Origin of the sequence: Tatumella sp. JGM94 (assembly GCF_018257595.1) — a bacterium.
In the GTDB taxonomy this organism is placed as follows: Bacteria; Pseudomonadota; Gammaproteobacteria; order Enterobacterales; family Enterobacteriaceae; genus Tatumella; species Tatumella punctata.
The window spans coordinates 153294-172360 of sequence record NZ_JAERJN010000013.1; the positions used below are offsets into that span (position 1 = coordinate 153294).

Consider the following 19067-nt stretch of genomic DNA (forward strand, 5'->3'; position numbering starts at 1 on the left):
GCTATTATATCAGATTACCTTTTTTTCTCGCTGAGAACAGTGACATAAATTCAACCTCCGCCTCAAGATCATTATAGAAATCGATAATAACTTAAACTCCACTACTATCCCGACAAATCACTCCACACAAGCACAACTCCGGCGGCTTTGCCGGTGTAATAACCCCAATCCTGACTGGCAAAAAGCCATCTTTTTGACATTGTTTCTTGATAAGCTGCCAGTTCTCAGTTTCAGAGTCCATATGGGTAATCAGGGAATCAAAGGCTCCATCGGCAACTTCTATTTTTAGCTGTTTATCTTCTCCACTGTCAGCGAGATTAGGTTCAGTCCCCTTCGATACCTCGTTTTCCGGTCCAGAAAGATTATTTTTTAACTCTTTATAACTACCTTCAGCCGCTAGAGGAGAATGGAAGAACAAACCGCTAATAAAAATCGCTTCCATCACTTCATAGAAGGAAAAAGAGGTATCCCCATAAAAAAAACGACTACGATCGGTACTATTTACCCCAGAGGCACTTTCCCTTAGTAACTCATCCTTCTGCAAGGTCATCAGCGTTTGCTTATTGTAGAGGATCACTGGCAGATTTTTAATTTCGTGAACATTTTCACTAAGGCTCCAACGTTCTTTATCACCTTTGATAAAACCGGAAGCATCGCAGCTACTTTCTATATCAAATTCGTCAATTGGGGTCCGCTCACGATTGAGCCAGGTTGTAAAATCCTCACCGTCTCCCATATCCTGACTCTGGTATGCTCGGTAGACAGAGATTTGGCGATCAATGCCAATCCACTCAAGATCCCATGTAGTGGGTTTGGATGGTTTTCTTACTTCGTCAATATAGGCCCCAACGTCCCGATCTAAATAAGCGGTTATCAGTTCCTTCCAAGGCTCAATGGCAAAAAAAATATTCGCCAGCGTTGTTCCTTCTTCAATCATCACTGTATGACGGAAAAACCTGAGAAGAAAAAAGGGATCGGTATCAGAAATAGTTTTTTGGATTGATAGCAACGGAAGTGCTGTTGTTTCATCATAATCAGAGCGAAAGCGTAATATGGAGTCCGAGCAGAAAATTAGTTGGCCTTCTAACATTTATCTTGCTCCTGATGTTATATAGCAATCCTTGGCTTATCTACCGCACAGCTTCTTTGCGCTTTATCTGGTTTGAAGGAAAGTATAGATGAGATGGTGTACAAACTATAGTACTCAACTTACATGCAGAAGGGAAAACCAGAAAAAATCGGTGGTCATTCTGGTGGTCTTGACAGAAAAGTCATGCTGATTTAGCTTACTTATTAACCAGTCACTGGCAAAGGCGATCCCAGTCAGAGAAGCCATATTAAAGAATCCCGCTTAAGGGAAATTAAGCGGGATTTTTGCTTTCTATACAGCTCTGAAAATTATTATGTGATTATAATTCAATAAGTTATAGTAAAAAATCTTCCCGGTGCATTTTCAATTTTTCCTCCGCATCGGGAAAAAATTGCTGGTCAAATCCGCGGGCAGGTTAGCTCGATAATGGCAGGCAAAACGACTACTGATTTGCCGAAGCCGGACCGCTTCTTGTGCCATCAGCTTCCGATGCGATGGCCTTACCACTGTTTTGCCATGGCTTCCTGAATGATTTCAGATTTCAGCCGTTATCCGGCATACCTCTTTTTGAGACGACGGTTTTCCTGTTCCGGCTCTTTCAGACGGGACATGAGGGCAGCATCCATCCCGCCAAACTTCGAACACCAGTTATAAAAACTGGCACTGCTGATGCCATGTTCCCGGCACAGTTCCGGAACCGGGGTACCCTCTTCAGCCTGCTTAACAATGGCAATGATCTCGCTGTCTGTAAACGTAACCGGTGAGCTTCGCTGCCCTTCGGGTCATAGACATCCCCCTGAATTCAGGTGAGTAAAAAATTTTGTTTATAAACACCCCGGTTTTTCGGGGGGGATTACCGGATGTGGACAGAATGATGGCGCAACTGTAGCCGGGAGATGTGAGGGCAATGTTTGATGAAAAACCTTTCCTCACTCTCAGCGAGCCTGCCTGTGGTGCCGGTTGCATGGTACTGGCTTTTGCCGACGTTCTTAATCAGGCAGATTACGCCTCACACCGCTATCTGTGGTTTTCCGCGACGGATATTGATCCACTGGCCGCTGACATGGCCTATATCCAGCTGTCGCTCTGCGGCGTGGCCGGAGAGAGCGTCATTGGCAACGTATTGAGTGACGAACAGCGGTGGGGACTGCTGACGCCGGGCCACTATCCCGGTAACTGGTCGCTTCGTCTGTATTCACTGCGAAACAAGGTCGCATAATTACACCATAGCGCTCCCGCCCGGGAGCGTTTTTTATATTCTGTATCATCGTAGCGTTGACAATATGCCTCAGTCTGTATAGTTATAAACTCCTTCCATCGGACAAAAAGCGAACAAATGGATTTAATGAAAATTAGCAAGGAGCGGTTATGTACAACAACAATGAAGTCATCAGTTACCTACAGGCCAGCAAGATTCTTGCACTGAAGCTCGATCATGCTGTTTCTGCTGTCGGCGAACAGATCAGAAACCAGGTTGATACATTAGGGAAGGGGGCGACCCGCCTGCTGTATTACACGTCCTGTTTTACCGATGAATATAACGATGTTTGCCAGCAGCAAAAGACGGAAGACCTGCGCTTCAGGAATGCTGTTATTCGTATTATCCAGCATGGTGACGTTGTCTATGAAATGCTTCGGATCTACTTTGAAAAAATATTTAAATACAAAACCAGTGAACAATTAGAACATATTAAAAAAGCGCTTATGGCCGTGAATGTCCATATAGCTGCCAGCACCCTTACAGGTGCAGGGTACGCTTTAGCGGTCGCTACCAGCGTCCGTATTGGACTGAATCTAAGTATGCAACTCAGTGCCCTTACGGGACGAACAGCAGGTACGGCTGCAGGAATAGTGGCTACATATGGCTTGGTTCAGAAAGCGGCGGATAGTGCCCGCCGTCTGCTCGTCCAGTACCCAGCCTATTACTCTGCACTTTACATGCAACAACTGGAAATGATGTATTTCCTGATTGAACCAGTCTTCGAGCGCGCGGGCGCACTTGAAGCACAATGGTCGTCTGATTCCGGTATAGCAAACATCATCACCCGGATGGTCAGATAACCATGATTCAATCACTAAAGAAATTCCTACTGTGGCAACTCAGGTTTTTATCATCACTGTACGGGCCTGTGATCCTCACGATTATTTTCGCACTGCTTCAGGGATATTTTTTTCCTGACAGCCCTGTCTGGCCTATAGGCGTATTCGCCATAGTTATGATTGTTATTTTTACACGTTACTGTAAATGGTGACAGCGCGAATATCGCAGCTATTTAAATCATCACTGATAAGGAAATTATATGTCTGCTCCCGCTCATTTATGGCTTGAAGATGAAAACGGATCGCCGATTGTTGGCAGTTGTCTAATGCCACTGCGTCCGGGCTCAATTGAGTTAAAATCATTTTCGCATGGTGTAACCATTCCAGTAGATCCCATCCGGGGAAAGCTTACCGGAACGCGCGTTCATAGTCCGATCACGATAGTGAAAGAATTTGACCAGACGACACCTGCTCTGTATCGCGCCGTATGTGAAGGTCGCACGCTGAAAAAAGCCATAATCAGGATGTACCGAATACTTGAATCGGGCATTGAGTCGGAATATTTCAATATCATTCTGGACAACGTCAAAATCACGACTATTTCCCCTTATCTTGCCCCTAATGGCACGAGCAGCACTCATCTTGAAATACTTGAATTGCGTTATGAGACGATAGCCTGGAAGTATACGGAGGGTAATATTATCTATCGTGATTCATGGAACGATCGTTGCTGTGCCTGATGACAATTGATCTCTTCCCTTTGTTCAGTACCGGTGTAAAGTAGAGCTTCCGGCTCTTTCAGACGGGACATGAGGGCAGCATCCATCCCGCCAAACTTCGAACACCAGTTATAAAAACTGGCACTGCTGATGCCATGTTCCCGGCACAGTTCCGGAACCGGGGTACCCTCTTCAGCCTGCTTAACAATGGCATGATCTGGCTGTCTGTAAAGCGTGACCGGTGAGCTTAGCTGCCTTTCGGATCATAGAAATCCCCCTGAATTCAGGTGAGTAGAAAATTCTGTTTATAAACACACCGGTTTTACGGGGGGATTACCAGAGAGTTACTCACTGAATCCTTAGGCAAACTCCCCCACCCAAAATGACAGTATTTTGGGGTCAAAAAGTAAAAAATGTTGATGAAATACAGACCACATGCCGAGGGTTTTTGGGGAAAGGTTTTCGGGCATAAAAAAACGGGCTCTTTTCAGAACCCGTTCTAATGTATCAGCGGTTATCTGTGATTACATATGGCTGATGATCGCATCACCAAACTCTGAGGATTTCAGCAGCTTAGCGCCATCCATCAGGCGTTCGAAATCGTAGGTGACGGTTTTAGCGGCGATAGCGCCTTCCATACCTTTAATGATTAAATCAGCTGCTTCGGTCCAGCCCATATGACGCAGCATTACGGAGACAGGAATAAAATAAGTTACTGTTTTAAAGAGTAAAACATTAGTTCAGAATTGAATTTTTGGTGTTATCTGACGATGTACATTAATTCATGATGATCAACAAGTTAGAAATAGTTTTGCAGAACACTCTGAGTTAGATTATCACCAGGTCAAACCCGCTTCGGCGGGTTTAATTGTGTAACTAATACTATGCGCTACTAGATAGAGACAGCCCGTAAATCTGATAACTGCACTTTGATAGCCTACTTGACTACAAGAATAATCTTTACTTCTATTTGATTGTCATATATACAACCTCTATTACGTCCTATACAGAAAAAGGAAACCATTATTTAAAAAGACAAATCCCATAACACCTGAGTAATTAATTTAAAATATATTGATTTTTATTCCACATGAGGTTTAATAAAATTAATGATTATAACAGAAATAAAGTTTGATAAGTCCGTAGACTTGCTCAACTATCTTTGCAGTTGGAATAATGGGCTAAAAGGGTATGTTTTCAGGGGGCACTCGGACGAAAAATATGAACTCATCCCTAGTGTACTAAGGGATAATTATAGATTTCTCTCTGACAACGCATACCCTAGGGGAAAACAAAATAGCCAGTATGAATACTATCAAATACAGCATGAGTTTAAGTTAATAAGGGAATTCTATAAGTTATCAGATAAACACGGACTTAAAGTCCCCTTGTCGGATGAGATAAGGAAGTCCCTGGTGGCCGCCTATGACCTCAGCTTTGCAATAAAAACTGATAATAATTCAGAATGGATTCCCTCAGAATTATTAGAAACAACCGCACTAGCTCAGCATTATGGTATTCCGACAAGACTATTAGACTGGACTTATGACCCATTTATATCTGCTTATTTTGCTGCGAGCGGAGTAAGTGCAACGAATGGCAACATTGTTATATGGTGTCTAAATGCTGAGTTAATATCCTTTCTATCAAACTTCAACGCCAATTTTCCAGTAAAAATTGTCACCCCACCATACTCTGATAACAATAACTTATATGCGCAAAGTGGATTATTTACGCACATGACAACAAAGTTTAACTTTAATTCTCCCAATAGTAATTTAATACCCGTCAACAGAACCTCTCTTGAAAAAAGGCTTGAACATTTCATACAATTAGAAACTCAAGATAGAGATAAAGTTTTTATTAAACTAATACTCCCACAATCTGAAGCTAGAGATCTCCACCTTAAATTAATCAATCATGGATATGGGGAGGCTCGTATTTATCCTGGTTATAAAGGAATCGCGAATCAAGTAATGAGCCTACACAAAAAAGAGTAACCTATTAAAGCATCTCAGTCAGTAATAAACCGGCCAGCGCCGACTGTCGCAAACAGTTTTTGCTGGCCGGATCGATGAATGGTGGATTAGTGATGCTCATAAGGCTATTAGACGATAGTCAGACCACGCTTTGATGCATAATTTTTTAACCAGATACCGACTGATTTGAGTTCAGCATCAGTCAGTAGTCTGTCAAAAATTAGATGAGCGTAATGCACGCCGTCATATACCCATGTATCAGTTGAGCGTTTGTAATCTCCGTACCGGCCAAGTTTAATAGTGCTCCTCCGGTTCTGCAGCATAGAGTAAGTGTTACTGCTGTCGTTATTCAGCGTTTTTGTGTCTGATTTTAATGACAGCATATCCTCAACCGTATTGATAATGCCCGTCGCTGTCACGCCACAGTTAGCAGAGAACAACTTGACCTGACCGGCACTGACCGGCTGAGTCGATACGCCCATGGCAGCATTGAATGATCCGGACTGACTGCCATTCACATTATTTTTGGCGGCACCCGCCAGTGAGTAAATCTGACTGTCAGCCAGCGCCAGGCCATTACCCAGAATATCGTTACCGCTTAAATCATACTCTCCCCAGGTTCCGACCATCTGCCATGCATCACCGGTAACAAATGATGCCGGTACTTTTACCAGGCTGATGATACAAAGCCCGTTCGCGCCGGGAGTTATTTGTGTATCAATAAAGTTGGTTTCATCAATTGCTGCCCCGAAGTCTTCTTTCTGCGTAAGTGTGCCATTCACGACAGGCAGAGGGCCGGCACCGTAGTTTTTCCCGATAGCACCGGCACTAAAGAAATAAGCCCCGGCCAGTGCATCATTTGCGGCAGGTAATGTAACTGAATTTGCAGAGTCCATAATCGACGACTGAGAGATAACCTGAAGTCCTGACATTATATTTTCCTTACATTAATAAAATAGTTAGCTGAGCGGTTAAACATCGGGTACGGCTGATTAAGAAGCGCCGGAATGTTTTCTTCCTCTCTTTGTCCGGAGTCGCCGTAATACTTCCAGGTGAACAGAGATAACTGGTCATCACTGTCAGCGATACTGTTACAGCCTGAGTGTGTTTTATCGCCGACTGACACAGATATATCGCCGCTCAGGCTTCTCGCGGGGATAATTTTTAGTACGTATGGCGAATGAATGGAAACCGTCAGGTCATTTCCTGAGAGGCTCCCGTTTTCATCAGTCACAGTGATCCCCATGTCACCGGTATTTGTTGCCTGGTTCAGTATGTAGAAATCACGGGAAGTGACAGGAGGTGACGGAACACGAAAGCTCAGATAAACCGCATCTCCGGAGTACACTGCGTCATCCGGACGGAATTCACGGTGACGAAAGCCTGTCAGGGTACCAAAAACCACTTTAGCCGCACGACTGGCAAACCAGCGGTATGAATTGGCGTACATATGCGCCCCTACATTGGGGTAGCCGAATTCATTGCCCACAAAAAATACGTCAGGGTTTTCCCTTACGATATTCATGTACGCCATAGGTGCACCTGACGTCAGACTCATTTCGTCAGGCTGGTATGTGCCGCCGATCTGATAAAGGAAGAACGCCGGAGTGTCTGCCTGCCCGGTGGCAGTCATTGCATCAGTCTGAAGGTTGCCTTTAAGTGTTAACAGCTTAGCTTGATAGTCTGCGGTATCACTCCATGCATTGTTTTCACCCTGGATGTACATGATGCCGGCTACCTGGACATCGGTATAACCCGCGGCCTTTGCTGCCTCCATATGCCCGGCAAGACATGTCAGATACCTGTTGTAATAATTTTCTGCTGCCCCTTTACTCAGCTTCTCAATGCTTGACCCCGCTGCACCTACGCAAGAACCAGCGAGTACAACTGACTCGTCATTAATTTCCCCGACGGACCGGTTATGCAGCCATTTAACTGACTCCAGCAGACCGGAAAGCATCGTCTCGCCAAAGAACTCACCACTCCCCGCATCTGTCGAATCAGTAATGATTGTCCCGTCATTCGCCTGCCGGCACTCGATCAAAGGGTTATAAACATTGCCGCCCAGAGCATCAAAGTTTATATCAGTAGTCATTTCACTGTGCTGGCCACGCGGAGAATTACCCAGCATTAAATTTCCCTGAGTACTGGCAGCCCGTGTCACGGCAGTATAAGACTGGGCTCCAACAGACAGGGACTGGCCAAAGATAATAAATATATTCAGCCCTTTTCGCATCTGTGTCACCAGGGGGTTAAATCTGCCGAAGTTATCCTGCATAGCGGCCTGAGCAGCGCTTTCAAGTTGCAGGGGAATAAATGCGGCAGCATTGCCGTCAGACTCTAATGCCGCTATTCTCTGATTTGACTGTTCAACAGATTTCTTCTGATTATCATCAGACTTCCTGACGCTGAATTCGAATCCTTCTGAGTCGCCGATTTTAATGTCAGCATCCTGTGTTTTGCTGAATGTGACCCCCTGAGGGTTCATTCTCTCCAGATCGGCTACCTGACTCAACAGTACTGTAAAATCCACACTGAACCCTTCGCTGTCCCTGAAGGCCAGGAGATTTTTACCGGACACCAGCAGCCTGATATCATCCAGCCCCACTTCATTAATTCCACTCAGTTTCGGGCCGTTTTCCCCGATAGTCAGAGCTCCGTACTGAAACCCTTCAGTATCTGTAAAATGGAAACCCTGACCATCAATAAACTGAAGACTGCTGGCACTGACCGTTTTTGCCACTTCATCCGCAGCACCAGAATTGTTGGCGTAATAGATAAAAGCAGCCTCCCCTGCAGGGTCAGGCGTTCTGAAATACTGCCCGTCAGTCGTGCCTGCCAGGCCTGCTATGGTATCCGCGAATGTGAAGCTGCCAACATCGAGAGATGTCAGTACACCCTGCAGATAGGCAATACTTTTCAGTTCCTTTCCCGTGCGGCCAGTGACTTCAGTTGCATCACCGTTTATCAGGCTATCGAGCACCTGAGCATTGTCGAATATGTCGCGCATGTCAGTAGACGGAACAGAGTTCCGCGTTAAATAAAAAGGCATAAGGTTTTACCTCAAAATTAAATCAGGCAGGAATTTCTGGCCAGTCAATATCTGGCGCTGTGATTATGTTGATTCGGCTAAGAAGGACGCGGTATTTTTTCCATTCCGTCAACTGAGTGGCTTCTTCAGCAGTCTGAATACCCAACTCAGCAGCATCGTTAAGAATCGTTATTTTTTCATTAGCCTGGGCCATCAAGGCTGACAGTTTCGATGTTGCACTACTCACTTCCGCCTGGTGTTTTGTGTCCGGATCATCAATCCACGCAGACCCATCCCATTTTTGATAGTTGTTGGCCGGTGCGATGGTCGTTACGCCATCAGGCAATGGACCCAGGCCGGTAATTTCCTGCGCATCACCGTTAACAGTGCTGTAAACAGTTTTTCCCCGATGGTCTTCAGTCAGTGACCAGATTTCGGTAGTAACGTCATATATGGCAGCATTCCCGGCTGAGTCATCCCCGGGAGATATAACCGTACTTCCTGCCGGCAGTCCGGTATGAGGCGGCACGGTAATATCTTCATGCCCCAGTAGCTCGCCTGTCTCCTGGTGGAAATGGTATACAGTGACTGATTGTTTTTCTTCTGACAGTTCAAAGGCCATTATGCGAGTCTCACTAAGAAGTTAAAGGCGACGTTTTTAACAGTGGTTTCACTGTTCCCCTGAGAGGCAACGGTAATGGTGTGCCCATGAGGTCCCATGACCATTGTGTGGGCATGACTTCCACCGGTTGAGGTTGTGGCATTACGGTAAACTCCATTGGTGTTTCCTCCTGAATCCGACGTACCCGAGGCTATCCAGTTATTTCCGAGGTTAGTCGTTCCATTGCCGTAAGTGCCAGTATTAAGGTCTTCATCTCTGAATGCATCATAGACATCCTGAAACGGGTGGGTATGCCCGGCATCGGTACTGGTTGTTTTCGTTCCCAGATCTGTTGAAGACGCCGTTGCTGTATGGATGTGTGCCTGGTTTCCGTCAGCTTCTGTAGACAATACAGCACGGCCGCTGGCGGGCTTACCTTTAACAGTCTGCCCGCGCATGTCAGGGATAACACCGCTGGGATAGGCAATAGCCAGCAATGGATATGCCGTTGTTGAGAACGTTTGCCCCTGCATAAAAGCAAATCCGGACGATGGCAACGTGTCAGATGGCCACTGAATTGGCGTACCTACCGGTATTTCACTCTGCGCTACCCCCTTCAGTGCCGTTTTAAGTAACGTAAGCAGACCTGAAGTATCTCCGTTGTCAAGAATGTCAGAACCTGTGGTATCAGCCATAAACTGCGCCAGAATGCTCGACATCACCGAACTTTGTCGCAACGCTTTATTGACCTGCGCAGAACTGGCCACGCCTGCGGTAAAGCCGGTTGAAAGAGCAATCAGACCTTCCCATTCGCTTTGTGTTGTAACGTTAGAACCGGCGGCTATTGCGAATGCCTTGAAATCATTTTCTGCCATCAGAAATCTTCTCCCCATGCACCGAATTCAAATCCGGCGATATATTCGTTATCAATATCAAAGCCAAAAAATTTATAGCCATTGGATGGTGTAACTGTCCCGCGGATCCTCACACCGGCAGCCTTCACTGTCAGAAGACCTGCACGGATGACGAATACGAACTCTGCAGGGAGTTTGTCGATAGGATTTATGTCGTATCGCGAGGGGGTATAATCATCAGGAAGAACAACGAAAGGCCCCCTGTTCATCCCTGAGTCGAATATCAGCCTGTCCGTTTCCTGCATCAGATAATCAGGGTCGATAACAATAAGAACTGTGATAGTCATGTCCTGGTTGTCCACGACAATCATTTTTATTCCGGTTCCAGCCAGTGCAGTATCAAGAATTGCCGGGAGTGTCCCGTTTTGGCCGTTCCAGTTGTTAATTCCTACCCTGGCTTTCAAGACTATTCGGTATATATCATCACTTAGGTTGGTAATAGCATCAGGGGACTGATATGGCCCAAGCCACACCCCCTGGTCCCACCCGACGCGCTCTGTATCCCACTCAAGGAAAATGCCTGATATCGGGGCCGCTACTGCACGGTCCACACCTATCCATTCACCGAGGATATCCAGCTGATCACCCACGGCTTCATCAATATCAAAGGCTGAAACAAGGTCAGAAGTGGCGGTTGATACATCAATGAGGGGTCGGGTGGAAAGGTCAACATGGTTAAAAAACTTTGGCTTACCTGCGTGATAGTTCGTTATCAGGTCGGTGTATTTGCTCATGTTGCCACCGTTATTTCGATGTTATCAACTGAACAGGATGCCGATTCATCATAAGCAATTATCAGGTTTGCCTCGGCAACACCAGCTGCTGAAGTGCCGATCATCAGCTCCAGAATGTCGTAATACTTTGCGTTTCCACCACTCACAACGCCGAGGTTTGCAGGCGAGTAAACACGACTCAGCAGAATACTGTTACCGATTGCCAGATCGTTGATGTATGCAGCGACCGCAGTTTTTATCTCATCGCCAATATCAGATGTGTAACCGGTCAGAGCCTGCAGAGTGATTGATACATAAACAGGAACATCAATTGGCCGGGAGAAACGGATGGTATAGGGGTTTCCGTAGGCATCTGTCACGACAACGCTGGTAGTTCCGTACGTAGTGACACCCTGCCCCTTTACGCTCCGGAGAGTGGTCGCAATCTCTGTGGCATCGCCGCCCTCAACAATGGCCGAAATGGAATGTGCCGGCAGACCATTGGCATCCGTTGATTCTGTATCGTTTTCAAACAGTTTGTGTCGCGTTACTCCAGACACATTAGCGATTGCACCATCAACAGCATCAAATGGCGTCAGCGATGCCAGAGCAACACTCTGTGACTGTCTGACGCGCAATTGCGTATCGGTTTCAGCATCAGCGCCTACAGTGGCCGCCAGCGGGTTAGTCACAGAAACCCAGCCCCTGGTCGGCGTGTTTATTATCGTCACGCTGTTTGCCAGCGCCGCTACTGCCCCCGAACTGGCACATGTTGCCGTGGCTACCACGGTACCGTCAGTGCCGATCACCACGGAATCAGGAAGATTCCAGATAATACTGTTGGTGTCCCGGACGGTACCGCTTGTGATTGTGGCTCCGACAGTGCCGGTTAGCGTCAGATCAACGGTTGAGCTTGTTGCTGCCTGTCGGGAAATTCCGTTTATTTTAACGTTACTCGTCAGAGCATCTGATAAGGCCGTGGACGGAGAAAACGACCTATACACAGCAATAGCTGTATTGTTCGCGTCGTGGATAGCCAGCGCCACAAGAGCAACCATCTGCCCGTCTTTGCTGTCCGGTTCCAGATAAGCATCACTGCCATAAATCTGCTGAAAATAATCAGTGATAGTGTCCAGTATGGTCTGATAATCGGGCGCACTAATCCCCTCAGCGGTTACCGTTGCCGATAAGCCGAGTGTGTCTAAATCTAAGGCCATTACGCCTCCGAGGTTACTGTCGTCGTTCCGTAGATAGTTTCAACCGTTGCGGTAAACGTTACCCGCCGCGTACGGCCATCAACTGTGGTATTGAAGTCGGTAACAGCAATGACGCCCTGTGTACCGAGAATGCGCTGGCGAATTGCCAGGCTGTAGGTTTCTGGCCTTTGCTTTCCCAGAACAGACTGAATCCATGGTGTGCCTTCTGTCGTATCGAGAAACCACTGCCCGTACCAGAGCATAAAGCGGGTTTTAATAGCCTGGGCCACTGTTTCGGGTGAGTTAATCAGCCAGGTATCATCACCCTGGCCGAACGTATAATCCCCGTCGTCATCTTCGCGTCTGTATCTCATGGTGATAACGGCTCCGTATCAACGCCACCTTTCTCGACCCCGCCGTGTGTGTGGCCATCAACTACAGAACCATCCACCAGCGTTAACTGGCCGTTTCCGGAGATTTTCAGACCATTAAGGTTAAAACCACCAGGAGCAACTCCGGAGATAGCGCCAGTGGTCGGATTGAGGCTTAGTGATGTAGCTCCATCATCGCTACGTAACTGAGTTGCTGTAGTGCTGATACCACTGATTTTCTTTGACTGAGACTGTGGCCCGACAATGGCAAAAGCGTCAGACAAATCGTGCATGCGCCCGTCAGCAGGTTCCTGAACCCCGCCACTCTGCCACCAGAAATCAATACATCGGTCGGCAAAGATCACCAGACACTCATCACCTTCTTTGACAGGGAAAGTAAGAGTACAGCCGCCGCCCCGGGGGAATACCACCGGAACATCCACCAGCAAAGGGTAATCACTTGTAGTTTGATTACCGTTATTATCACGCTCGATATATCGGATAGCAGGCTGAATAACTGCGGTCACCGCTTCAGCATCAAATGACTGAATGATCCCCGGCATAGCTACGCGCAGTTTTTCGTTAATCTTCTTTCGTTCGGATACGAGAACCTCAGCCAAAGCGCCGCTTTTGGTCTTATCAGATACAGCCATTGGTTTACTCCAGGCAATAAAAAACCCGCCGGAGCGGGTTTCTATTAAATTAAATATCGTAAATATTGGTTTATGGGACCATAGCCTTTATCGCTTTAGCACCATCTATAGCAGTGTCTTTGTTTGACTGATCCACTGTTTCCGATAATTTGTAATCAGATTTTGTCCGCAGCTGTTTCGCAAGCGATAAGGCACCAGCTAACTCATATTGCTCCACTGGTTTCATACCTCCGTTCAATGCATTGCAAAGGTTGGAATTTAGAGAATGTATCAACTTCTCATGCATGCCGGAAGGTGCATTCGTAAGCAAAATACCAGCAGCTTTTACCCTTTCAATAACATGTAAATATGCCGAATAGTATGCCCTGCTGACAGAATTTCTAAGTTGCATTTCATCAGCAGCAGAGTTGAAGTCACAAGCTAGATCAAGAAAGTCATCAGGCGTTACTGGCATGTGCGTTGTCTTCCTCTGGTTTGCTCACAAAAATAGCACCAACATCCCAGTCAACTAGCCCTTCCTGGGCTCGATTAGCGATTAAACTCAGGTTCATGTCAGAACAAGCTTTGGATTCAAGTCCATGAACGTGCAATTCGTATAGCAATGAGGTTTCATCCGGATCAATAGAAACATCGATTAAATGGGTTACAGCAGAAAGCTTCTGCCCCAGATTGAGTTTATCATACATGAGAGTAGCTAACTGCTTGATTGTATCAGTCTTACCTGTTCTTTTAGCTAGTTCCAGATAGTTCATGCCATTTTCCATGTCATGCCTCTCACGTTCAAACCCCTTAGGGAAAACTTCATTGACCTTATTGGACTTTTCAAGACGAGAGTACATTTCTTCCATAAAAATGAAATCGCCACTACTCAAGGCGTAAAATAAACCATCACGTGCGATTGAAGAACTAAAAACATGATCGACAGAGCGTCTCGCAATCTCACGAGCCTCTATTGGTCCCTTGCGCCAAAATGCACAAAGAGAATACTGACGCCAAGTCACACCGTCATCAGGACGTAACTTAAGTGCCTCTTCCATGAACTCAGACCCACGATCAGGGTTGTTCAGTGAGTAGTACAGGCTTCCTAAAGTAACGTACCTCAACCCTTCAGTGCGGATTTCCTCAGCTTGAGCCAACATCCTTTGAGCAACGAAATCACTAATTTCCTGCTCGAAAAATAGATATGGTTGTAAGTTAGCCAGTATACGATTAGTTGTATCAATATCCCTTTGTACTTGCGTCTTTACCTGTGTCACAAAGTCTCACTATTCGGTTTGATGCCTGAAAGTTCCCCATGGTATGGGGCGATGGATTGTCTTACTAAACACACATCGAGTCAATGAGCAGCTACGACTTCAATAGTACTGTATGTTCACTTTAGCCTTGTGGATAGAAAATCGTCAAGGGTTTGGGGTGATATTTAGAGCTACTTCAAGGACACTTTCCTGCAAGGAAACGAGCCGATAACTTTCGGAGCATCCATACCGTTCTGCAGAAGCTGGACATTTAGAAAGCGTTTATCGCTGCCGGGATGATGGATATAGTCAAATCCGTAGTTATTGCCGTCACGTGCCGGCATTAGACCCATATCAATTCGCATACCGTTACCCTCATCACCAAGAACTTTTATCTTTTGCGATGTAACAGTTTGTCCGTTAATTTGAAAAAGTGAATCAGGTATCAGGTCAAGGAGATACGGTCCGCACTGAAGCATGTTAGAACTAGCAAAGCCAGCCATCGGAAAAGACAAAGCTATCAGTAATGCTAATTTTTTCACGGCTACGCACCTTTTTGAATTGCTGCCTGGCTAACAAGATCCTGAGCGCCACGCGCCTCACACATCATATCCATGTACCACGCCTGGCCCCTTGTATCACCAGTGTACATAATGCCGCGTACAATATAAACGCCATCTGTCGCGATGCTGGCGGGCTGTGCTGTCGTTCCGGTAACCGACACATTGCCGTTGACTGTCTGGTCGGTGATCCTTCCACCAGCCATAGAGATATCGTTATTGGCCAGTGCCGTGCGATAAACAGATGACTGGTCCAGTTCAATCAGACCATTAACCCGGATATTCGGGTTAATCAGTGCCCGGACGTTTACGCCATTGCCGATAGTCTGCTGAGGCATTCCGATCAGGCCGGTCGCGCTGTTTAGTGTAATAGCATCGTGCACAACTTCATCTTTGGCCACCATCTCACGCTTACCGTCAACAAACATCCAGTCAGCATTACACTGCTCTGCGACGTTGTCCATGAGGTCACGAGTCATACCGAAAAGCACACGCCCCCGGGGGTAAACAATCGCTGGCATCGTCGGGGTTTTACCCTCAGTGGCACCTTTCGCATTAAAGTCTTTCATCAGTGCGGTATTCATGTCGGCAACGGTGTAGCCGGCGGCCAGTGTTTGCGCAGTGATACTGGTTGAGAATGCCTGATCCGAATCAGCAGCCTGGATGAGTACAAACGAATCAACCGGGTTATCTTTTCCGGTGATGGTATAACGGATTTCACCGTCAAAAAGTAATCCGTAATTACGCCCTCCGGTCTGCCCGACATCTGCAGAGTTGACAGAGCTGGCCACACCAACCTGATCAGCAGTTACATCAGAGGCGATACCGTCATACCCGGCAATAATTCTTATCCGGGTAAATTCCTCTCCGCAGATCCTGCTGACTGTATTCGCAGAGAGATTGTAAATTTTAAATGTGCCCACGCGGGTTTCACTGCTGAGATTAAACCAGTCGATATTAAAGGTGACTTTAAAATCGGCAAAGTCTATTGCGTTCCCCTTCGAGTCAACGAGTAGCAACTCGAAATGCCGCATCCAGTTCTGAGACATAATTACTCCGTCACCACATAAAGATGGCTGTTTGTTCCGAGGTCGGTTTCTGTAGGGTTTTCATTGGCAGGATCATCACAACCGACGTACAGAGAAAACCCCAGTCCGAGATAGTTATACTGCGCCAGAAGGTCTGCACCGGTGATTAACGGAATACCCATAATCAAATCTGTGCCACTGCTGTCCATAATATCAAGACACCAGAATGCCGCTCGCCAGGTGACCGCCATCTGGTAGGTAACACCTGCCAGTGATATAGAAAACTGCTGGTTTTCTGCAGTCAGAGGGATTTCACTGATTGCCATTTATCCTCCGGACACGACGCCGCTTAACTGGCTTAACAGGGATTCATTTTTCTGCACCGGCGTTTTCACCCCGGAATTTTGAACTGCTGAGGTGTTAGCACCCTGAGTCATGTCAGCCTTAGCGGCAACCTGAGTCGCTGTTGTGCTGGTAATAATGACTTCACGCAGTGTAACCACGGCTGACAGAACATTTTCCGTGGTACTGTCTGTTTCCACCTCCAGCCCGCGGAGCAGCATATTGCTGTATATCCGCTTACCGGTCACAACATCAAAAGGCACCCGCGTGCTCTGTAAATCCAGGAGGTTCTGGTAAACCTCTTTCGGACTCAGACCGGCAGTCAGACCAATGGATGAGGTATCCAGTAGATCCAGCAATGAACCACCACCAGCAAATCCAACCTGCATAACAACCTCAGAAGGTCGCTTATAGGCATGATCTGAAACAGCAGCACCTATCTCTACCGGGTGCTCAGTAATTTCAAGCGTGTCAGAATGCTTCTCTGAGATGACAACACTGGGCACTATGATGCCTATCTTACGGCTTTGCTGCTGAAACAGAGTTGAGAGGATATCCATTATCCGACCCCGCTTTGATTAGTTCGTAATACTTTCGCATTTGCGTCAATCTGCCGCCGGCCGACTTCTTGCCCGATCTCCTGAGCATTGCCGCCATATATGTGGTATGTGTTCTGCTGCTGTACCTGCGCGCCGGCCACCTGACGCGCAACGGGGCTATTCCACTGGCTGTAACCTTCCTGCCGTGCCATCGACTGCATCAGGTTTGCCATGGTGTCAGGGTTGTTAAGGTTCAGAGCAGCATTGGGGCTGACATTCATCCACTTCGACACTGCGGCGATGTACGCGGGGGTGTTGTTCTCACCAGGTGGTGCCCAGGTGCTGACAATATCGCTGATGGTCTGCAGATGGCGTCCTGTCGTTTTGCCGGTAAAGTAACGCATCAACTGGTTTCGCATTGCATCCCACCCACTGGCTGCATCACTGAACACACGAAAGCCACCGGACCCCGTCAGGTTTCCGGGATTATTATTACGGTCCGGACGGTTACCGGTGAAAAACCTGCCGATACTCCGGGGGTCAAATCCTGTTTTACTCTGGATCCAGTCTGCGGCTGAGTCTGCACTGGAAGAAACACCAGGAAGAGCATCAGTAGTGGTATCACTATGCTGGTTCAGCAGAGCCTTACCGGCAGCATAGGCGTCCCCCCAGCGACCATCTTTTATCGCATTAAGCATTTCAGCAATGTAGTTCAGCATTTTCCCGAAATCGCCCAGGTTCTGAGTGAGATTTGAAAAGTCCCATTCCCCTGTCCATTTTTTCGGATCAATACCGAACAGCTTCAGAATGCTGCTTTCAAGAGTCTTAATGCCTTTGACAGCGCTGTCGATTTGCGGCTTCCACTTCTGCCAGTCAATCAGCGACTGACCGCCCTCTTTCCAGGTTTTATAGTCTTCGAAAAGTAGCGCAATGGCAGAACCAAGAGCAATAATCCGGCCGATAGGTGATGCCAGGAACGCGCTGTTTAGCGCCCTCCATGCCACGGCAAGAGCTGCCACAGCTTCGATAACACGCCTGGTTCCCGAATCCAGACTGTTCCACCATCGCAGGACGGCTCCAACGCTTTCAATCAACCGAAAAACAACCCTGGTCAGGATGTTTGCCAGCCATAGAATCCCGTTTGCGCCGGTAGTTATTGCCCCCTCAATTTTCGGGAAGTTATCGACCACCTGGCGCCGCAGGTGATCTATTGACCCAGCCAGGCCACCAGCCAGCGTCGAGCCTATTTTATCCCTCGCCATGCCCGCCATCAGTCCGAATGACCTGAGACTGGTCATAAACACGTTTGACTGGCGGGCAGCTGTATCCGCGTTATAGCCGATAGCCTTCGCCATCTGCGAATACTGCGCTGAAAACGTTCCCATGCCACGTCGCATGGCCATCAGCGTGTTTTCATCAATTCCCAGCATCTGGGCAAACTGATTAGCCCGGTAATACGGCATCTGGCTGAGCCGCTGGCCTACGCCGGTAAAGATGGATGACATATCCATCATGTGCCCGCGGGCGTCACGCGTTTGTACCCCCAGGCGGTTCAGGAAACCTTCAGAGCCCGGATTGTTTCGCATGAATCTGGCCAGAGATTCCAGAGAACTCCTGGCACCTTCAACGCTCCCGCCGACCTGAGACGCGGCATAACCTATAGCCTGTATGCCCGCCACGGTCGCACCGGTTCGCTGTGATGCCCAGTACAGATTATCCAGACCTGAAGCAATCTTTGCTGTGAATGCGACTACTGACAGCGCGGTAGCTTCGACCGCAGTAGCCATAGCCGCAGCTTTCAGCGTGACGCTGGCCAGTGTCTGCTCAAACTTGTGCTGGCCGGACTGATCAACCTGGAACCCCAGAGATACCAGGAAGTCTTTAATTGTTTCAGCGTTCATTTGCCTGTTCCCATCGCCTTATCCGCGCCTCGTTATCAGATTTCAAATCCAGCCAGTCATTCATCAGGGCAATATCGAAAAGGTCCAGGGAGCCATCTTTCAACGCCCCATAATGACAAAGCCCCGAATCAACGGGGCGCATCAGGTAATCAAGG

21 protein-coding genes and 4 pseudogenes are annotated in these 19067 nt (G+C 47.4%); 4 read left to right on the forward strand and 21 right to left on the reverse strand.

Features of this window, described 5'->3' with window-relative positions:
• Positions 1-91: 91 nt before the first annotated feature.
• From JK216_RS10970 to JK216_RS10975, 3 genes and pseudogenes are all read right to left on the reverse strand, one after another.
• Entirely contained in the window at positions 92-1090 is a 999-nt protein-coding gene (locus JK216_RS10970; RefSeq protein ID WP_212711803.1) for a hypothetical protein, read from the reverse strand.
• Between the two features lie 114 nt (positions 1091-1204).
• Entirely contained in the window at positions 1205-1336 is a 132-nt protein-coding gene (locus JK216_RS17150) for a hypothetical protein (protein WP_283092858.1), read from the reverse strand.
• Between the two features lie 216 nt (positions 1337-1552).
• A pseudogene (locus tag JK216_RS10975) lies at positions 1553-1827 on the reverse strand (transposase); the annotation flags it as partial.
• A 134-nt stretch (positions 1828-1961) separates the two neighbouring features.
• Here JK216_RS10975 and JK216_RS10980 point away from each other — a divergent pair.
• From JK216_RS10980 to tssD, 3 genes and pseudogenes are all read left to right on the forward strand, one after another.
• A pseudogene (locus JK216_RS10980) lies at positions 1962-2309 on the forward strand (SAM-dependent DNA methyltransferase); the annotation flags it as partial.
• A 149-nt stretch (positions 2310-2458) separates the two neighbouring features.
• The gene (locus JK216_RS10985) at positions 2459-3151 is read left to right on the forward strand and encodes a hypothetical protein (RefSeq protein ID WP_212710628.1); all 693 of its coding nucleotides are present in this window, start codon (positions 2459-2461) and stop codon (positions 3149-3151) included.
• Positions 3152-3390: 239 nt separating this feature from the next.
• Entirely contained in the window at positions 3391-3870 is a 480-nt protein-coding gene (gene tssD, locus JK216_RS10990) for a type VI secretion system tube protein TssD (protein WP_212711804.1), read from the forward strand.
• A 53-nt stretch (positions 3871-3923) separates the two neighbouring features.
• On the opposite strand, the pseudogene JK216_RS10995 reads toward tssD, so the two are convergent.
• Both JK216_RS10995 and JK216_RS11000 read right to left on the reverse strand, forming a co-directional pair.
• Positions 3924-4063: pseudogene (locus tag JK216_RS10995) on the reverse strand (transposase); the annotation flags it as partial.
• Between the two features lie 310 nt (positions 4064-4373).
• Positions 4374-4541 (reverse strand): annotated as a pseudogene (locus JK216_RS11000) (NADP-dependent isocitrate dehydrogenase); the annotation flags it as partial.
• Positions 4542-4958: 417 nt separating this feature from the next.
• On the opposite strand from JK216_RS11000, the gene JK216_RS11005 reads away from it, so the two are divergent.
• Entirely contained in the window at positions 4959-5849 is an 891-nt protein-coding gene (locus tag JK216_RS11005) for an FRG domain-containing protein (protein ID WP_212711805.1), read from the forward strand.
• A gap of 107 nt (positions 5850-5956) precedes the next feature.
• Here the strand turns inward: JK216_RS11005 and JK216_RS11010 are convergent, their stop codons facing one another.
• From JK216_RS11010 to JK216_RS17035, 16 genes are all read right to left on the reverse strand, one after another.
• Complete coding sequence (locus JK216_RS11010) at positions 5957-6760, reverse strand: hypothetical protein (protein WP_212711806.1); 804 nt, start codon at positions 6758-6760, stop codon at positions 5957-5959.
• Entirely contained in the window at positions 6760-8838 is a 2079-nt protein-coding gene (locus JK216_RS11015; protein WP_212711807.1) for a hypothetical protein, read from the reverse strand. Before JK216_RS11015 ends, JK216_RS11010 begins: the two co-directional genes overlap by 1 nt.
• A gap of 64 nt (positions 8839-8902) precedes the next feature.
• The gene (locus tag JK216_RS11020; RefSeq protein ID WP_212711808.1) at positions 8903-9481 is read right to left on the reverse strand and encodes a tail fiber assembly protein; all 579 of its coding nucleotides are present in this window, start codon (positions 9479-9481) and stop codon (positions 8903-8905) included.
• Entirely contained in the window at positions 9481-10335 is an 855-nt protein-coding gene (locus JK216_RS11025) for a phage tail protein (protein WP_212711809.1), read from the reverse strand. The genes JK216_RS11020 and JK216_RS11025 overlap by 1 nt, the downstream gene beginning before the upstream one ends.
• Positions 10335-11108, reverse strand: coding sequence for a DUF2612 domain-containing protein (locus JK216_RS11030; RefSeq protein ID WP_212711810.1), 774 nt, complete (start codon positions 11106-11108; stop codon positions 10335-10337). Before JK216_RS11030 ends, JK216_RS11025 begins: the two co-directional genes overlap by 1 nt.
• Positions 11105-12304 carry a baseplate J/gp47 family protein gene (locus tag JK216_RS11035; protein WP_212711811.1) on the reverse strand — a complete coding sequence of 400 codons (1200 nt, stop codon included), beginning with the start codon at positions 12302-12304 and terminating at the stop codon, positions 11105-11107. Before JK216_RS11035 ends, JK216_RS11030 begins: the two co-directional genes overlap by 4 nt.
• Positions 12304-12657, reverse strand: a complete 354-nt coding sequence (locus tag JK216_RS11040; protein ID WP_212711812.1) for a hypothetical protein — start codon at positions 12655-12657, stop codon at positions 12304-12306. The genes JK216_RS11035 and JK216_RS11040 overlap by 1 nt, the downstream gene beginning before the upstream one ends.
• On the reverse strand, positions 12654-13307 hold the full coding sequence (locus JK216_RS11045) for a Gp138 family membrane-puncturing spike protein (protein ID WP_212711813.1): 654 nt from the start codon (positions 13305-13307) through the stop codon (positions 12654-12656). The genes JK216_RS11040 and JK216_RS11045 overlap by 4 nt, the downstream gene beginning before the upstream one ends.
• Before the next feature lie 70 nt (positions 13308-13377).
• Positions 13378-13761 carry a hypothetical protein gene (locus JK216_RS11050; RefSeq protein ID WP_212711814.1) on the reverse strand — a complete coding sequence of 128 codons (384 nt, stop codon included), beginning with the start codon at positions 13759-13761 and terminating at the stop codon, positions 13378-13380.
• Positions 13745-14563: a tetratricopeptide repeat protein gene (locus JK216_RS11055; RefSeq protein WP_212711815.1), complete on the reverse strand. Its 819-nt coding sequence runs from the start codon at positions 14561-14563 to the stop codon at positions 13745-13747. Before JK216_RS11055 ends, JK216_RS11050 begins: the two co-directional genes overlap by 17 nt.
• A gap of 170 nt (positions 14564-14733) precedes the next feature.
• Positions 14734-15045 carry a hypothetical protein gene (locus JK216_RS11060; RefSeq protein WP_212711848.1) on the reverse strand — a complete coding sequence of 104 codons (312 nt, stop codon included), beginning with the start codon at positions 15043-15045 and terminating at the stop codon, positions 14734-14736.
• A 41-nt stretch (positions 15046-15086) separates the two neighbouring features.
• Positions 15087-16151, reverse strand: coding sequence for a hypothetical protein (locus tag JK216_RS11065; RefSeq protein WP_212711816.1), 1065 nt, complete (start codon positions 16149-16151; stop codon positions 15087-15089).
• Between the two features lie 2 nt (positions 16152-16153).
• Positions 16154-16381: a hypothetical protein gene (locus JK216_RS11070; RefSeq protein ID WP_212711849.1), complete on the reverse strand. Its 228-nt coding sequence runs from the start codon at positions 16379-16381 to the stop codon at positions 16154-16156.
• Between the two features lie 75 nt (positions 16382-16456).
• Positions 16457-17032 (reverse strand): phage baseplate protein, encoded by a 576-nt coding sequence (locus tag JK216_RS11075; protein ID WP_212711817.1) that lies wholly within the window; start codon positions 17030-17032, stop codon positions 16457-16459.
• The gene (locus JK216_RS11080) at positions 17032-18912 is read right to left on the reverse strand and encodes a hypothetical protein (protein ID WP_212711818.1); all 1881 of its coding nucleotides are present in this window, start codon (positions 18910-18912) and stop codon (positions 17032-17034) included. The genes JK216_RS11075 and JK216_RS11080 overlap by 1 nt, the downstream gene beginning before the upstream one ends.
• A complete protein-coding gene (locus JK216_RS17035; RefSeq protein WP_249213124.1) occupies positions 18902-19054 on the reverse strand; it encodes an NTP pyrophosphohydrolase in 153 nt (50 codons plus the stop codon). Before JK216_RS17035 ends, JK216_RS11080 begins: the two co-directional genes overlap by 11 nt.
• Between the last annotated feature and the right edge of the window lie 13 nt (positions 19055-19067).

Coding starts and splice junctions, on each gene's coding strand:
- JK216_RS11025 (WP_212711809.1), bottom strand. CDS start 10,335: ATGGCAGAAAATGATTTCAAGGCATTCGCAATAGCCGCCGGTTCTAAC.
- JK216_RS11050 (WP_212711814.1), bottom strand. CDS start 13,761: ATGCCAGTAACGCCTGATGACTTTCTTGATCTAGCTTGTGACTTCAAC.
- JK216_RS10985 (WP_212710628.1), top strand. CDS start 2,459: ATGTACAACAACAATGAAGTCATCAGTTACCTACAGGCCAGCAAGATT.
- JK216_RS11010 (WP_212711806.1), bottom strand. CDS start 6,760: ATGTCAGGACTTCAGGTTATCTCTCAGTCGTCGATTATGGACTCTGCA.
- JK216_RS11075 (WP_212711817.1), bottom strand. CDS start 17,032: ATGGATATCCTCTCAACTCTGTTTCAGCAGCAAAGCCGTAAGATAGGC.
- JK216_RS11070 (WP_212711849.1), bottom strand. CDS start 16,381: ATGGCGGTCACCTGGCGAGCGGCATTCTGGTGTCTTGATATTATGGAC.
- JK216_RS11030 (WP_212711810.1), bottom strand. CDS start 11,108: ATGAGCAAATACACCGACCTGATAACGAACTATCACGCAGGTAAGCCA.
- JK216_RS17035 (WP_249213124.1), bottom strand. CDS start 19,054: ATGCGCCCCGTTGATTCGGGGCTTTGTCATTATGGGGCGTTGAAAGAT.
- JK216_RS11080 (WP_212711818.1), bottom strand. CDS start 18,912: ATGAACGCTGAAACAATTAAAGACTTCCTGGTATCTCTGGGGTTCCAG.
- JK216_RS11015 (WP_212711807.1), bottom strand. CDS start 8,838: ATGCGCGACATATTCGACAATGCTCAGGTGCTCGATAGCCTGATAAAC.
- JK216_RS11005 (WP_212711805.1), top strand. CDS start 4,959: ATGATTATAACAGAAATAAAGTTTGATAAGTCCGTAGACTTGCTCAAC.
- JK216_RS11065 (WP_212711816.1), bottom strand. CDS start 16,151: ATGTCTCAGAACTGGATGCGGCATTTCGAGTTGCTACTCGTTGACTCG.
- JK216_RS11060 (WP_212711848.1), bottom strand. CDS start 15,045: ATGGCTGGCTTTGCTAGTTCTAACATGCTTCAGTGCGGACCGTATCTC.
- JK216_RS11020 (WP_212711808.1), bottom strand. CDS start 9,481: ATGGCCTTTGAACTGTCAGAAGAAAAACAATCAGTCACTGTATACCAT.
- JK216_RS11040 (WP_212711812.1), bottom strand. CDS start 12,657: ATGAGATACAGACGCGAAGATGACGACGGGGATTATACGTTCGGCCAG.
- tssD (WP_212711804.1), top strand. CDS start 3,391: ATGTCTGCTCCCGCTCATTTATGGCTTGAAGATGAAAACGGATCGCCG.
- JK216_RS17150 (WP_283092858.1), bottom strand. CDS start 1,336: ATGGCTTCTCTGACTGGGATCGCCTTTGCCAGTGACTGGTTAATAAGT.
- JK216_RS11035 (WP_212711811.1), bottom strand. CDS start 12,304: ATGGCCTTAGATTTAGACACACTCGGCTTATCGGCAACGGTAACCGCT.
- JK216_RS10970 (WP_212711803.1), bottom strand. CDS start 1,090: ATGTTAGAAGGCCAACTAATTTTCTGCTCGGACTCCATATTACGCTTT.
- JK216_RS11045 (WP_212711813.1), bottom strand. CDS start 13,307: ATGGCTGTATCTGATAAGACCAAAAGCGGCGCTTTGGCTGAGGTTCTC.